Origin of the sequence: Aeromonas genomosp. paramedia, assembly GCF_023093515.1 — a bacterium.
Lineage (GTDB): Bacteria > Pseudomonadota > Gammaproteobacteria > Enterobacterales > Aeromonadaceae > Aeromonas.
This window is the reverse complement of the sequence record NZ_JAAROG010000020.1, coordinates 193,953-208,225: the sequence shown is the minus strand read 5'-3', so window position 1 is coordinate 208,225 and position 14,273 is coordinate 193,953. Positions and strand designations below refer to the sequence as shown.

General features: G+C 63.7%; 10 protein-coding genes. 4 read left to right on the top strand and 6 right to left on the bottom strand.

What is annotated here, in order from left to right; all coding sequences use genetic code 11:
* Positions 1-37: 37 nt before the first annotated feature.
* The 5 genes from HB860_RS16550 to HB860_RS16530 all read right to left on the bottom strand — a co-directional run bounded on the left by HB860_RS16550 (position 38) and on the right by HB860_RS16530 (position 7,737).
* Positions 38-1,183, bottom strand: coding sequence for a mannitol-1-phosphate 5-dehydrogenase (locus tag HB860_RS16550; RefSeq protein ID WP_247627324.1), 1,146 nt, complete (start codon positions 1,181-1,183; stop codon positions 38-40).
* A gap of 37 nt (positions 1,184-1,220) precedes the next feature.
* A complete protein-coding gene (locus HB860_RS16545) occupies positions 1,221-3,149 on the bottom strand; it encodes a PTS mannitol transporter subunit IICBA (protein ID WP_043140732.1) in 1,929 nt (642 codons plus the stop codon).
* A gap of 684 nt (positions 3,150-3,833) precedes the next feature.
* The gene (locus HB860_RS16540) at positions 3,834-5,870 is read right to left on the bottom strand and encodes an exoribonuclease II (protein WP_247627323.1); all 2,037 of its coding nucleotides are present in this window, start codon (positions 5,868-5,870) and stop codon (positions 3,834-3,836) included.
* Positions 5,871-5,970: 100 nt separating this feature from the next.
* Positions 5,971-6,870 carry a LysR family transcriptional regulator ArgP gene (locus tag HB860_RS16535; protein WP_139438815.1) on the bottom strand — a complete coding sequence of 300 codons (900 nt, stop codon included), beginning with the start codon at positions 6,868-6,870 and terminating at the stop codon, positions 5,971-5,973.
* 240 nt (positions 6,871-7,110) lie between these two features.
* Positions 7,111-7,737 carry an acyl-homoserine-lactone synthase gene (locus HB860_RS16530; RefSeq protein ID WP_247627322.1) on the bottom strand — a complete coding sequence of 209 codons (627 nt, stop codon included), beginning with the start codon at positions 7,735-7,737 and terminating at the stop codon, positions 7,111-7,113.
* Between the two features lie 64 nt (positions 7,738-7,801).
* Here HB860_RS16530 and HB860_RS16525 point away from each other — a divergent pair, with 64 nt between their 5' ends.
* From HB860_RS16525 to HB860_RS16515, 3 genes are all read left to right on the top strand, one after another.
* A complete protein-coding gene (locus tag HB860_RS16525; RefSeq protein WP_005324972.1) occupies positions 7,802-8,584 on the top strand; it encodes a LuxR family transcriptional regulator in 783 nt (260 codons plus the stop codon).
* 264 nt (positions 8,585-8,848) lie between these two features.
* On the top strand, positions 8,849-9,469 hold the full coding sequence (lysE, locus tag HB860_RS16520; RefSeq protein WP_139438811.1) for an L-lysine exporter: 621 nt from the start codon (positions 8,849-8,851) through the stop codon (positions 9,467-9,469).
* A 127-nt stretch (positions 9,470-9,596) separates the two neighbouring features.
* Positions 9,597-11,576: a bifunctional 2',3'-cyclic-nucleotide 2'-phosphodiesterase/3'-nucleotidase gene (locus HB860_RS16515; RefSeq protein ID WP_247627443.1), complete on the top strand. Its 1,980-nt coding sequence runs from the start codon at positions 9,597-9,599 to the stop codon at positions 11,574-11,576.
* A 62-nt stretch (positions 11,577-11,638) separates the two neighbouring features.
* On the opposite strand, the gene lpxL is transcribed toward HB860_RS16515, so the two are convergent.
* Entirely contained in the window at positions 11,639-12,562 is a 924-nt protein-coding gene (gene lpxL / locus HB860_RS16510) for an LpxL/LpxP family Kdo(2)-lipid IV(A) lauroyl/palmitoleoyl acyltransferase (RefSeq protein WP_247627321.1), read from the bottom strand.
* A gap of 253 nt (positions 12,563-12,815) precedes the next feature.
* Between lpxL and hldE the strand changes: the two genes are divergently transcribed.
* Complete coding sequence (gene hldE, locus HB860_RS16505) at positions 12,816-14,243, top strand: bifunctional D-glycero-beta-D-manno-heptose-7-phosphate kinase/D-glycero-beta-D-manno-heptose 1-phosphate adenylyltransferase HldE (RefSeq protein ID WP_106885090.1); 1,428 nt, start codon at positions 12,816-12,818, stop codon at positions 14,241-14,243.
* The last annotated feature ends 30 nt before the right edge of the window (positions 14,244-14,273 follow it).

Here is a 14,273-nt window from a genome sequence, read left to right as displayed (position 1 = left end):
CACGCGCTCGGGCTGCCGGCGAGTGCGCCCCATGGGGTCACTTCAAGTTGTTGTAACGGGCGACTATGGTGCGCACCACATCGCTGTTCTCATCCAGGCCGGTGACGCGGGCCAGGGTCCCGGCCGGGCCGAACTCTGCCAGCAGGGCCTGCAGCTCCACCGCCTGGGGATCGTCGTCGTTGTGATAGTGCAATGCCGCGGCTATGCCCTCCTGCAGGTGATCGCTCGGCAGGCCGTACTCCAGGGTACCGAGCAGCGGCTTCACCAGCCTGTCCCCCGCCGCCAGCTTGCGCAGCGGCTGGCGACCTACCCGGTCGATTTCATCCACCAGATAGGGGTTGGCGAAGCGGGACAGGATCTTCTCGATGTAGGCGGCATGCAGGCGCGGGTCGAAGCCGTAGCGTTTCACCAGCACGGCCCCGCTCTCCTCCATGGCGCGGCGCACCTTGCTGCGGATCAGCGGATCCTCGATCGCCTCGCGCACTGTGCGATAGCCCCTCAGCTTGCCGAGGTAGGCGATGACGATGTGGCCGGTGTTGAGGGTGAACAGCTTGCGCTCGACGAAGGCCATCAGGTTGTCGGTGGGCTCCATGCCCGCCACCTGGGGCAGTTCCCCCTTGAACTGGGTCTGGTCGACGATCCACTCGCTGAAGCTCTCCACCGTCACCTCCAGGGGATCGTCGTTCGCCGCGGCCGGGGGCACTATGCGATCCACCGCCGAGTCGACGAAGCCGACGCAGTTGTCGAGGGTGGCATGATACGCGACCGGCAGGTACTTGAGTACCTCCTGCTTGAGGTGGCTGGTGCCGCGTACCATGTTCTCGCAGGCGATGACGTTGAGGGGGGTCAGGTTGCCGGCATCGAAGCGGGCCTGCAGCCCCTTGGCCAGGGTGCTGGCGATCTTGTCCAGTATGTTGGGGCCCACCGCCGTGGTCACCAGATCGGCGGTGATGATGCGGGCTATCACCTCGTGTCCGGCGGAGCTGACGGCGGCGACGTTGCGCACCACGTCGAGCTTCTGATCCGTGCCTACCACGTGCACCTTGTACTCCTGGCGGTGGTTGAGCTGATCGATCAGGGTCTCGTTGACGTCGGCGAAGGTGACCTGATGGCTGGCGTCCGCCAGCAGTTTTCCGATGAAGCCACGGCCTATGTTGCCGGCACCAAAATGCAATGTTTTCATGATATTAACCTCTACAACCAAAGACGATGAAGGACGATTAGGCAGCCTGTTCGGCCCCCAGCAGATCCAGGAACTCCTGGGGATCCTGGGTGCTGGCCAGCCGGTCGATGAGACCGGGTTCATCCAGTGCATTGGTCAGGCGGGTTATGACCTGAATGTGTTCGTCATTGCGGGCGGCGATGCCGATCACCAGGCGGGCCACCTCGTCGGCCGCTTCGCCGAAGGCGACCCCGGCCGGGTACTGGCAGATGACGATGCCGGTACGCTTCACGTGCTCCTTGGCGGCTATGGTGCCGTGGGGCACGGCGATGGACTCGCCGAGGTAGGTGGAGACCAGCTGCTCGCGCTCCAGCATGGCGTCGACATAGTCGGGCGCCACATAGCCCCGCTCCGCCAGCAGCTTGCCGGCAGCCCGGATGGCGGCCTCCTTGCTCTCGGCCTTGAGGCCCAGATGCACGTCCTGAAGGCTCAGGGTGAAGACCTCGGCGGCCTGCGGCTCGTAGCTGTCGTCGTTGGCCGCCACCAGCAGTTGCGGGTTGGCCACGTCGTCGTTGGCCGCATTGGCCAGGCTGAGGTTTTGCACCAGCTCCTGATAGAGGGCGTTGTCGAGGAAGTTGGAGAGGGAGATGTGCCGGGCGTGGGGCGCATGACGGCGGGCACGGTCGGTCAGATCCTTGTGGGTGATGACCAGATCTACCTGATCGTCCAGGTTGTTGATGGCACGGTTGGTGACGCTGATGTCGAGACCGGCGGCCTGCACCCGCTTGCGCAGCATGCCGGCGCCCATGGCGCTGGAGCCCATGCCCGCATCGCAGGCGACCACGATATTGCGCACTGCGGTCAGCTCGGCACCCGGCTTCTTGGCCGCTGTGGTCTCGGGTTTGGCACCCTTCATGGCCTTCATCTTGCGGGTGGCTTCACCCAGGGCATCGGCCTCGTCGGCTTCCGGCTGCTGGGCGCGAACAAACACGGCGGCGACCAGGAAGGAGACGGTGGCGGAGGCGATGATGGAGAGCAGCACCCCGATCAGGGAGGCTTTCGGCGTCATCAGCAGCACGGCGAAGATGGAGCCCGGGGAGGCGGGGGAGACCAGACCGGCGTTGAACAGGGTCAGGGTGAAGACCCCGGTCATGCCACCAGCGATCACCGCCAGGATGAGGCGCGGGTTCATCAGCACATAGGGGAAGTAGATCTCGTGGATGCCACCGAAGAAGTGAATGATGGAGGCACCGGCGGCGGACTGCTTGGCGGCGCCACGGCCGAACACCATGTAGGCCAGCAGCACCCCCAGACCCGGACCCGGGTTCGCTTCGATCAGGAAGAAGATGGAACGACCCTGCTCGGTGGCCTGCTGGATCCCGAGCGGCGAGAAGATGCCGTGGTTGATGGCGTTGTTCAGGAAGAGGATCTTGGCCGGTTCGACGAAGATGGAGGTCAGCGGCAGCAGGCTGTGGGCGACCAGGAAGTCGACACCGCCGGCCAGGGCGCCGGAGAGCACCTTGACGAAGGGACCGATCACGAAGAAGGCGAGGATGGCGCACAACATGCCGATGATGCCGGCGGAGAAGTTGTTGACCAGCATCTCGAAGCCGCTCTTGACCCGGCCCTCCATCGCCTTGTCGAAGCGCTTGATGGCCCAGCCACCCAGCGGGCCGACCATCATGGCGCCCATGAACATGGGGATGTCGGTCCCCACGATGACGCCCATGGTGGTGATGGCACCGACCACGGCACCCCGCTCACCCCCGATCAGCTTGCCGCCGGTATAGCCAATCAGCAGGGGCAGCAGATAGGTGATCATGGGGCCGACCAGCTTGGCCAAGGTTTCGTTTGGCAGCCAGCCGGTGGGGATGAAGAGGGCGGTAATGAAACCCCAGGCGATGAAGGCGCCTATGTTGGGCATGACCATATTGGACAGGAAGCGTCCAAAATTCTGTATCTTGACTTTGGTATCCGGTGATAACATGTCGGGACCCCGTTTTAAGCCTGTGTGATTAAAAGTGGTAGTCGGGATGACGGGTTTTGCCGAACCCCCATCCCTGTCGTCTAAGCAACTTCAATCTACCAGCTTGTGATCAAATTAGGCTGAAAACGGGGTGTCTTGTGACTCAGCTCTCAAATACCCCGACCTACCCCCTCCCAACACAGTGACGCCGATCACATTCGGGCGCTGTAGTTTGGCTACATTTCGATCTTTCCCATCGTGAACGGCATTTTAATGTGATGCACCTCACCTTTTGTCGTTTGCGCAAACCCTGTGTCAATGTGATTCCTGTCACAAAGCCATCATTTGTAGCCAATTGGAGCACATCTGGTGGCGCCAGATCAGAGGGTAACGACGATGGATCTCGCGCCATCATCAACTACTAATCAATGAATCAGTGGTTTTGTAACCCACTTTCAGTTTTGCTCCCCGCACTTTCGGCCATTCGGGCTCTGTCCCGCCTCCTTTGGCAGGCCCTGATTGGCCTCCCTGGCGACGCCTGCCAATGCCCGCAGCGGCAAGATGAGAGTGTCGGCAGCAGTGTCGGCACAGATGCAAGCAGAGGCCGACCCCGCCCATTCACCTTCCTGATGTTTCTGCCGGGTTGCCGCGCCCATAAAAAAAGCCCGCAGTATTGCGGGCTCTTGGCATGCAGGGGGGCGGGGCTTATTCCGCCTTGGGGGCCGCGTCGGCCGCCGCCTCGCTGCTCTCGCTCGCTGGGCTCTCGGCAGCCGGTGCTTCCGGGGCCGGACCCGGCACCAGGGCCACCGCCGGCTTGGCGATGAGGGAGCGGGTCTCTTCCACCGCCTCGCTCAGCTTCACCTCGATGATCTGGCCAAGCTCATAGACCACTTCGGTCTTGTCCAGGTAGACGCGACCGTTGTCCCAGTTGCACTCCAGCCTGTCCTTGTTGTCCAGGATATGGCGGGCAGGCATGAAGACCACGGCGCCGTTCTCCTGAAGGCGCAGCTTGAGGCCGGCGCGCATCACGTCGATGATCTCGGCGTTGAACACCTGATCGGTACCGGCTGCGGCCTGGAGGTAACGGACATAGAGCCAGTCGCCGATGTCGCGCTCCACCCTGCGGTGCAGACGGCGGCACTCGGTCAGGTGTTCGGTGAGCTCCTGGCTCGGACGCTCACCCGGGGCCTTGCCGGCGATGACGGCCTTGAGCAGGCGATGGTTGACCATATCGCCGTATTTACGGATCGGGGACGTCCAGGTGGCGTAGGCATCCAGGCCCAGGCCGTAGTGGGCACCCGGCTCGGCGGACATCAGGGCATAGCTCTGGAAGCGGCGGATCTTGCCGTCCAGCCAGCGGGTGTCCAGGCTGTCGATCCAGCGGCGCAGGGCGCAGAAGCCGGACAGGCTGGCGATCTCTTCCTTCTCGAACGGCGCCTCGGCGCTCTTGAGCAGATCGATGGCGCCGTCGAGAGACTCCTCGTCAAAGCCGGTGTGGACGTTGAAGATGCCGTAACCGACGCTCTTGCCCAATACGCGACCGGCGCAGATGTTGGCGGCGATCATCGACTCCTCGATCATCCGGTTGGCGATGCGGCGAGGCTCCACGTGGATCGCCAGCACGGCGCCGTTCTCCCCCAGCTCGAAGTCGTAGTCGGGACGGTCCGGGAACACCAGGGCGTGCTCGGTGCGCCACTTGATCCGCGCCTCCGTCATCGCCTTCATCAGCGGCAGCTGGGCCAGGACGCCGGCATCTATGGTCAGCTCCTTGCCGTGTTCGGCCCAGTCGGAGACGTCGTCATAGTTCAGACGGGCATGGGAGACGATGCGGGCGGCGAAGAACTCGGTCTCTTCCAGCAGCAGGCCATCCTCGGCGATCAGCAGGCGGGCGCACAGGGTGTTGCGCTCCTCGCCCTCTTTCAGGGAGCAGAGCTCGTCGGAGAGGGTGCGCGGTATCATGGGCACATTGCGGCCCGGCATGTAGACGGTGAAGGCGCGCTTGGCGGCTTCCTGGTCCAGCTCGCTGCCTTCCGCCACATAGGCGGTCGGGTCGGCGATGGCCACCAGCAGCTCCCAGCCGTTGTCCAGTTTGCGGATGGACAGGGCATCGTCCATGTCCTTGGTCTTGGCGCCGTCGACGGTGAAGAAGGGCACCTGGGTCAGATCGCGACGGGGCAGCTCTTCCTCTTCGATGACGTTCCACTCGGGCAGGTCCGCCGGCTCGATCTGGGCCAGGTTGTGGCGCGCCAGCACCACCCACCAGGGCACGTTGTGATCATCCTTGTCGGCGATGAGCTGGGTGATCTCGGCGGAGAAGTTGCCATCCACCAGGGCGTGGCGCTTGAGGGTCGCCACTACCCAGTCCCCTTCCTTGAAGGACTTCTCGTCCAGACCCTTCTTGGCGCGGGCCTTGATGGCGTCCTTGATGAGGGGGTGATCAGGCACCACGTTGAGGCGGTCGCGGAACATCTTGACGCGGCCGACGAAGCGGGTCACCGCCTGCTCCAGCAGGGCATCCGGCTCCGCCACTTCCTTCTCTTTCTCGGTGCGGATCAGGGCGCTCACCCGGTCACCGTGCATCACCTTCTTCATGTAGGGAGGCGGCACGAAATAGCTGGTCTTCTCATCGACCTCCAGGAAGCCGAAGCCCCGATCGGAGGCGCGGATCACACCCTCTTTCTTGGGGATGTTTTCGCGGATTTGTTGCTTGAGCTGGGCCAGCAGCGGATTGTCTTGGAACATAAGTGAGGAACCTGAAGTGGAAAACCTGGGTGGAGACCTGATGACGGATCGCCCAGCACTATACGTTTTTACCCCTCCAAAGCCAAGGTGAATGGCCCGCTCAGCGGGGTTGCAGTGCCCGGCGACCCTGCTCGATCAGGCGCAAGGAGATCTGCTTGTGGAGCCCCCGCTCCAGCACCCAGCGGTGCCAGTAGAGGCGCTCGACCAGGTGGAGATCCGGGCTGAGATCGAGCAGCAGCCCCTGTGCGAGCTGCTGGCGGATCTGCAACTCTGGGATGAGACAGCAGGCCAGCCCCTGCTCGGCCATGGCGACGAAGGCCTCGGACGAGCGCACCGTGTGGCAGGGGTAGCCGCCGGGGGCCAGGGCGAAGTGGCGGGCCATGAAGCTGACGTGCATGTCGTCGCGCTGATCGAAGGCGACCGCCGGTGCCTTGGCCAGTGCCGCCGGGGTGAGCCCCTGGGGGAAGTGGCGGGCGACGAAGGCGGGGCTGGCGGTCAGCAGGTAGCGCATCTCGCCGAGCTCGTCGACGCAGCAGCCTGCCAGCGGCTGGGGTTGCAGGCTGACGGCGCCGAACGCCTGGCCCTCGCGCACCCGATCCAGGGTGCGGCTCTCGTCATCCACCAGCAGGTTCAGCTCTATGGGGTGCTGCTCCAGCAGTGGCGCCAGGGCGGGCAGGAACCAGGTGGCCAGGCTGTCGGCGTTGACGGCTATGCTGACCCGGATCGGCGCCTGGGGCTCGCTGGGGGAGAGTTCCCCCGCCAGCTCCAGCTCCAGCTGGCGTACCTGACGGTAGTGGGCCAGCAGCTTCTGGCCGAGGGGGGTGGCCTGCAGGGGCTGGCTGCGGATGATCAGCGGCTCGGCAAACTGCTGCTCCAGCTGCTTGATGCGCTGGGAGATGGCGGACTGGGTGAGGTGCAGGCGCTGGGCGGCGCGCTCGAAGTTCTGTTCCTGCATCACGGCATCCAGCGCCAGCAGCAGCTTGTAGTCCAGCGTCTTCATCAGCGCTCCTTATCAGAGAAGGGGATTGAACAAGGATGCTACTGGAGCGGGGGCGGGAGAACAACCGGGCCATACGACGGGCACTGCGTGGGGGCATCCCGGGGCTGCCACTGTGAGATGTGACAGTAGCGACAGAGTGAGATTCATAAGATACTCATTCGGTCCGTTTTTGCATGGGGTGGAAACGGGCCATAGCGAGAGTTTTGGTCCCGGGTGTCAGCCCGGGACTTTTTTATGGGGTCAGCTCATGCCGAGCAGTTCCCCGGCCGTAGCGTACTGCCCCCGCAGGGGACGGCTGACGGCGCGCTCGAAGCGCTCGTCCAGATGGAAGCGGATCCCGACCCCGCGCACGGCCCCCAGATCCACCGCCTGACGGTGACCGAGCCGTTCGATGGGCAGGCCGAGGCGGCGGAAGATGCGCTCCACCGGCAGGCTGACCACGGCCACCAGCTCCCGGATCCCCTGCTCCCTGGCGAAGGCATGGACCTCGCGGAAGATGACGCAGGTCAGCTCGCTGATGCCGTTGTCGAGCGCGGGGGCGCGGCCGGCATCGATGGCGAGCCGGGTCAGCTCCCAGACATCGGCGCCGCGCGGGGGCCGCTCGCCGGCGAGGGCACCGGGAAAGATGCTGGGCAGCATGTAGTCCTGGGCGCAGCTGAGCAGCCTGATGCAGCCGCACAGACCCTCTTCATCTTCAATCAGCACCCAGTGGGTATCGGGTTTGTCGAAGCTGTCCCGCTCCAGACCCCGGTGGGATTCCACGTCCCAGCCGAGCCGATCGGAGAAGACGCGCTTGCGAAAGCGATAAAGCTCGTTTTCGACCTCCCATCTGGGGTGTTCTTTCAATTTTCCTTTGAAAACAAGCATTCATGTCTCTCCATTTCATGGTTAGGCGCTATAATCCAAGGCCTTGGCCAGGGGAGGCTAGCCTATGACACGCGACCAACTGCTTGAGTATCTGGAACATTTCACGCTGGTAACGGATGGAAACCGGCTGGCCGAGCTGATCGGCCGCTTCACCCTGGGAATGGGCTACGACTACTATCGATTCGCGCTCATCCTGCCCATGTCGATGCAAAGGCCCAAGGTGGTGTTGTTCAACCAGTGCCCCGACTCCTGGGTGCAGGCCTACACGGTGAACAACATGCTGGCCTGCGATCCCATCATCCAGCTCGCCCGCACGCAGACCCTGCCCATCTACTGGAACCGGCTGGACGAGAAGGCGCGCTTCCTGCAAGAGGGGAGCATGGATGTGATGGGGCTGGCGGCGGAGTTCGGGCTGCGCAACGGCATCTCGTTTCCGCTGCACGGGGCGGCGGGGGAGAACGGCATACTGTCGTTCATCACCCGGGAGCGGGCGTCCAGCGACCTGCTGCTGGAGTCCTCGCCCATCCTCTCCTGGATGTCCAACTACATCTTCGAGGCGGCGATCCGGATAGTGCGCCAAAGCATGAGGGAGGATGATCCCCAGGAGGCCCTGACGGAAAGAGAGACCGAGTGTCTGTTCTGGGCCAGCGACGGGAAGACATCGGGGGAGATCGCCTGCATCCTCGGGATCACCGAGCGCACCGTGAACTACCACCTCAACCAGGTCACCCGCAAGACGGGGTCGATGAATCGCTACCAGGCCATCGCCAAGGGGGTCAGCAGCGGCATACTGCTGCCGAATCTGGAGCAGGTCGTGGTCACCAACTTCCCCAGACTGTTGCAGTGAATGCCGGCCGGGTGACGCTGACCTGTCGCCCGGTCTCTCCTCTGTCGCCATCACCCACTGCCCCAAGCCGATCTTGTCACTCCGGCGATTCTCGGGGCGGGCTCCCGGGGCCACAATTGTCAGATCCTGCAATTGACAGCCTGCCAGATGTCGTTTTTTGCCCCGTCTTATCAGTTTTTTGAATGCATCAGAAAATGAATGAATTTCTCTGATTTTACGCCTCCCCTTATAGTGCCCCCAGATCTCCCACACAAAGGTTTGTCCATGTTCGCGACCACACTGCAAGGCTTTACCCTCGGCCTTGCCATGATCATCCCCATAGGTGCCCAGAACGCCTTCGTGCTGAGCCGGGGCATTCACCGCAACCACCATCTGCTGGCGGCGACCCTCTGCTGCCTGTGCGATCTCGTGCTGATCGGCATAGGGGTGTTTGGCGGAGCCAACCTGCTGGCGGCCAGCCCCATCGGCCTGGCGCTGCTGACCTGGGGCGGCGTGCTGTTTCTCGGCTGGTTCGGGGTGCGATCCCTTGGCAGTGCCTGGCGCGGGCAGGGGGCTGCCCTGGCGGACTCTCCCCAGCTGATGGGGGTCAAGAGCGTGCTGGCCATGACGCTGGGGGTGACCCTGCTCAACCCCCACGTCTATCTGGATACCCTGATGCTGCTCGGCTCCTTCGGCAGCCAGTTTGCCGAGGATCTGCGGCCCGCCTTCGCCGCAGGGGCCATGCTGGCCTCCCTGGTGTGGTTCTACGGGCTGGCGGTCGGGGCGGCGGCGCTTTCTCCCTGGCTTGCCCGGAGCAGGGTGCAGCAAGTCATTGATATGGTTGTTGGTATCATAATGCTGGTGCTGGCGGTCAAGCTGGCCAGCGGGGCTCTGCTGGCCTCATAAGGCTATTTTTGTGCCGGGCTTCATAAAAATGAGTCCCGGAGTCATCTGCTGACATATTCGTCTGTTAAATTCCCGCCGCTGGTAAAGCGTTACTCATAATAAAAGGGAAAAGACAGTGAATAACTCCATGAAGCTGGGGGCAATCGCCGCCATCGTGCTGCTGACTGCCTGCAGCAATGAAAATGACAGCAAGGCGCAGCCGGGGACAGTCTCCCTGCGCCTGATCCAGACCTCCGACATCCACTCCAACGTGCTGGGGTATGACTACTACCAGAACAAGGAGGATCGCAAGTTCGGCCTCTCCCGTACCGCCCTGTTGATCCGCGCCGCCCGCGCCGAGAACCCCAACAACCTGCTGCTCGACAACGGTGACCTGATCCAGGGCACGCCGCTGGCGGACTACATCTTCGAACAGTCCGGTGCCGGCTACCTCGAGAAGCAGGCCCACCCGGTGTTCAAGGCGATGAACGAGCTGGGTTATGACGCGGGCAACCTCGGCAACCACGAGTTCAACTACGGCCTGGATTACCTCGGCAAGGTGCTGGCGGGGGCCGAGTTCCCCTATGTGAACGCCAACGTGTTCGAGGCGGGCGCCTTCAAGCGCGACGCCAAGGGGCAAATCGACTGGAGCGGCAACAAGTTCACCCCCTATCTGCTGCTGGAGCGTCAGGTAACGGATGACAAGGGCCAGTCACAGACCGTCAGGGTCGGCATCCTGGGTCTGACGCCGCCCCAGGTGCTGCAGTGGGACAAGCGCCATCTGGAAGGCAAGGTGGTGGTGGCCGACATGGTCGAGACCGCCAACCACTATGTGCCCGAGCTGCGCGCCAAGGGGGCCGATCTGGTGGTGGTGGTGGCCCACACCGGCATCAATGCCAACAGCTACGAGGCCATGATGGAGAACTCCGCCTGGCACCTGGCCAAGGTGAAGGGGATAGATGCCCTGATGCTGGGCCATGCCCACAAGAACTTCCCCGGCGACTTCCCTGACCTGCCCGAGGTGGACAACCAGGCCGGTACCCTGAGCGGTATTCCGACCGTGATGCCCGGCTACTGGGGCAATCACCTCGGCATCATAGACCTCAAGCTGGAACAGGTGGACGGCAAGTGGCAGGTGAAGCAGAGCCAGGCCAGCCTGCGCAAGATCGACTCCAGCGAGGGCAGCGCCGTGGATCAGCGGGTGGTGGACCTGGTGCAGGCGGATCACGACGCCACCAACCAGTGGCTGGACGAGCCCCTTGGCAAGATCACCTCCCCCATCCACAGCTTCTTCGCCCTGGTGCAGGACGACCCCTCGGTGCAACTGGTGAGCGATGCCCAGCGTCAGCACGCCGAGCAACTGCAAAAAGACGGTCTGCTCAAGGAGCCCTACCCCATCCTGTCGGTGGCGGCCCCCTTCCGTGGCGGTCGCAACGGCATCAATGACTTCACCTATGTGGCTCAGGGGGACATCTCCCTGCGCAACGTCTCCGACCTCTACATCTATCCGAACACCCTGCAGGTGGTCGAGGTGAACGGGGCCACCGTCAAGGAGTGGCTGGAGATGAGTGCCGGCCAGTTCAACCGCATAGACACAGGCAAGACAGAGGTGCAGTGGCTGGTGAACGAGAGCTTCCCCACCTACAACTTCGACGTGATCGACGGGGTGAGCTACGAGGTGGACATCACCCAGCCGGCCCGTTACAGCAAGGAGGGGCTCAAGGTCAGCGACGGTCAGCGCATCAGCGGCCTCACCTTCAACGGCCAGCCCATGGATCCGGCCCAGAAGTTCTACGTGGTGACCAACAACTACCGCGCCAGCGGCGGCGGTCACTTCCCGGGCATCGACGGCAGCAACATTGTGCACGAAGATCCCTTCGAGACGCGGGAGATCATCGCCCAGTACCTCAAGTCCCAGTCTGCTGCCAATCCGGCGGGCTTCAGCCCGGCGGCCAACAACAACTGGCACATGAAGGCGCTGCCCGCAGGCGTTGACGTGCGCCTCTACTCCTCTCCGGGTGAGGAGGCCAAGGCCCTGGCGGGGGCGGATCTGGCGTACCAGTCCACCCTGCCGATGAGTGACGCCAAGCATCCCGGCTACGCCATCTACCGCCTGATCCGCCAGTAAGGCAGCCTCGGGTAGACAACAAAAAGCCCTCGCAGTGCGAGGGCTTTTTCGTGGGGACGAGCTTAGTAGAAACCCGGATCCTCCGGGTTGGGACGGGTCTTGAAGCGGCGATGCAGCCACATGTACTGCTCGGGGGCACGGCGCACGGCGGCTTCAATCTCGCGGTTGGCACGGGCGGCATCGACCAGGTCGTCACCGCTCGGGTAGCCTTCCAGCGGCGCCCCTATATGCAGGGTATAACCGGTAGCGGTACGGATGTTGTAGCAGGGCAGGGTGACGGTGTTCTTGACCCGGGCCAGGGTGGCGGTGCCCGTGATGGTGGCCGCCTGCTCCACCGCGAAGTAGGGCACGAAGACGCTGGCGTGGCTGCCGTAGTCGTGATCCGGCGCGTACCAGAGGGCGTCGCCGTTGCGCAGCGCCTTGATCATCCCCTTCACGTCCATCCGATCCACCAGGTACTTGTTGGAGGCGCAGCGACCGTGGTACTGGGCATACTCCAGCACCGGATTGGTGTTGGGGCGATAGACGCCGACCCCGGGCCGCACCAGGCCGAAGCAGCGGGCGTTGAGCTCAAGGGTGAGGAAGTGGCAGGAGAGCAGCAGCATGCCCTGACCCTTTTCGATGGCGTCGATGACATGCTCTTCCCCTTCCACCTTCATCAGGCGGCGCATCCGCCAATCCGGCCAGAACCAGGCCATGCCCACCTCGAAGATGGCGCAGCCCACGCTCTCGAAGTTCTGTTTGAGCAGGGTTTCCCGCTGATCCCGGCTGAGCTCGGGCATCGCCAGCTCCAGGTTGCGGCGGGCAATCTTGACGCGGGATTTCAATACCTTGCGTGCCAGGGTGCCGAGCTGGCGACCCAGCCACATCTGGCTGCGCCAGGGCAGCAGCACCAGCAGCCAGAGCAGGCACAGACCGAACCAGCTGCCCCAGTAACGGGGATGGAACAGACGGGGTTCGAGGCGGGGAGCATGTTCTTGGGCCATGAAGAGTCTCTTGTTCACAAAGGCAAGGGAGGGAGCCCAGCCGACACGGGGGCATCGGTGCCCGTGGACAGGCTGTCACTCGCAATCTGGGGATTCTATCCGAAAAACGGGGGCGGGTGCGAATCGCCATCACCTGGTCAGAGGGGTCGGGCGGAAAGTGCCATGGCGGGCATGGCAGTGCTTTTTTCACGTCCCGGAAAAGAGTGTGATAAAATCGCCCGCTGAAATTTTCAGGTTTTGAGAGCCGATACAGATGAAAATCACCCTGCCCGAGTTTGAGAAAGCCCGCGTTCTGGTCGTTGGCGATGTCATGTTGGATCGCTATTGGCATGGCCCCACCGGCCGGATCTCCCCCGAGGCGCCGGTGCCCGTGGTCAAGGTCGAGCACATCGAGGAGCGCCCGGGTGGCGCCGCCAACGTGGCCCTGAACTCCGCCGCCCTGGGTGCCCAGGCCGTGTTGCTCGGGCTGACCGGTCAGGATGAGGCCGCCGATGCCCTGGCCGGCCAGATGGCAGGGGTCAAGGTCGCCTGTGATTTCGTTCGTCTGACCGACTACCCGACCATCACCAAGCTGCGGGTGCTGTCCCGCAACCAGCAACTGCTGCGCCTCGATTTCGAAGAGGCCTTCCACGACGTGGACGCCAGCCTGCTGATGGGCAAGGTGGAGCAGGCGCTGCCAGGGGCCGACGTGATGATCCTCTCCGACTACGGCAAGGGCGCCTTGAACGACGTGCCTGGCATGATTGCCCGCGCCCGTGCCGCCGGCATCCCTGTGCTGGTGGATCCCAAGGGGACGGATTTCGAGAAGTATCGCGGCGCCACCCTGCTGACCCCCAACATGTCCGAATTCGAGGCCGTGGTGGGCAAGGTGAAGAGCGAAGAGGAGCTGGTCGCCAAGGGGCTGGAGCTGGTCAAGCGCTTCGAGCTGGACGCCCTGCTGGTGACCCGTTCCGAGAACGGCATGACCCTGATCCGCGAAGGGCAGCCCGAGCTGCACCTGCCGGCCCAGGCTCACGAAGTCTATGACGTGACCGGTGCCGGCGATACCGTCATCTCCACCCTGGCCACCTCCCTGGCCGCCGGCATGAGCCTGGACGAGGCCTGCGCCCTGGCCAACACAGCCGCCGGCATAGTGGTGGGCAAGCTGGGTACCTCCACAGTGAGCCCGGTGGAGCTGGCCAACGCCCTCTACACCGAGCAGGAGACCGGCTTTGGCGTCATGTCCGAGGCCCAGCTCAAGGTGGCCGTGCAGGCCGCCCGCCTGCGCGGCGAGAAGGTGGTGATGACCAACGGCTGTTTCGACATCCTGCACGCGGGCCACGTCTCCTACCTGGCCAATGCCGGCAAGCTGGGGGATCGCCTGATAGTCGCGGTCAACACCGATGAGTCCGTGCGTCGCCTCAAGGGACCGGGTCGCCCGGTCAACCCGACCGAGCGCCGCATGACGGTACTGGCGGCCCTGGGTGCCGTGGACTGGGTGGTGCCCTTCGGTGAGGACACGCCCCAGCGACTGATCGCCGAGATCCTGCCAGACCTCTTGGTCAAGGGGGGCGACTACAAGCCCGAAGAGATCGCCGGCTATGCCGAAGTGACCGCCAACGGCGGCGAGGTGCGGGTGCTGAACTTCGAGGACGGCTGCTCCACCAGCGAGATCATCAAGACCATACGCGAGCGCGGCTGAGCACCTCCGGCCTCGGCCGGAGGTGCCTGA

What these genes read in the sequence shown, in the direction of transcription:
- HB860_RS16515 (WP_247627443.1), top strand. Translation starts at nt 9,597, where the DNA reads ATGAAGCTGGGGGCAATCGCCGCCATCGTGCTGCTGACTGCCTGCAGC.
- hldE (WP_106885090.1), top strand. Translation starts at nt 12,816, where the DNA reads ATGAAAATCACCCTGCCCGAGTTTGAGAAAGCCCGCGTTCTGGTCGTT.
- HB860_RS16525 (WP_005324972.1), top strand. Translation starts at nt 7,802, where the DNA reads ATGACACGCGACCAACTGCTTGAGTATCTGGAACATTTCACGCTGGTA.
- lpxL (WP_247627321.1), bottom strand. Translation starts at nt 12,562, where the DNA reads ATGGCCCAAGAACATGCTCCCCGCCTCGAACCCCGTCTGTTCCATCCC.
- HB860_RS16540 (WP_247627323.1), bottom strand. Translation starts at nt 5,870, where the DNA reads ATGTTCCAAGACAATCCGCTGCTGGCCCAGCTCAAGCAACAAATCCGC.
- lysE (WP_139438811.1), top strand. Translation starts at nt 8,849, where the DNA reads ATGTTCGCGACCACACTGCAAGGCTTTACCCTCGGCCTTGCCATGATC.
- HB860_RS16550 (WP_247627324.1), bottom strand. Translation starts at nt 1,183, where the DNA reads ATGAAAACATTGCATTTTGGTGCCGGCAACATAGGCCGTGGCTTCATC.
- HB860_RS16530 (WP_247627322.1), bottom strand. Translation starts at nt 7,737, where the DNA reads ATGCTTGTTTTCAAAGGAAAATTGAAAGAACACCCCAGATGGGAGGTC.
- HB860_RS16535 (WP_139438815.1), bottom strand. Translation starts at nt 6,870, where the DNA reads ATGAAGACGCTGGACTACAAGCTGCTGCTGGCGCTGGATGCCGTGATG.
- HB860_RS16545 (WP_043140732.1), bottom strand. Translation starts at nt 3,149, where the DNA reads ATGTTATCACCGGATACCAAAGTCAAGATACAGAATTTTGGACGCTTC.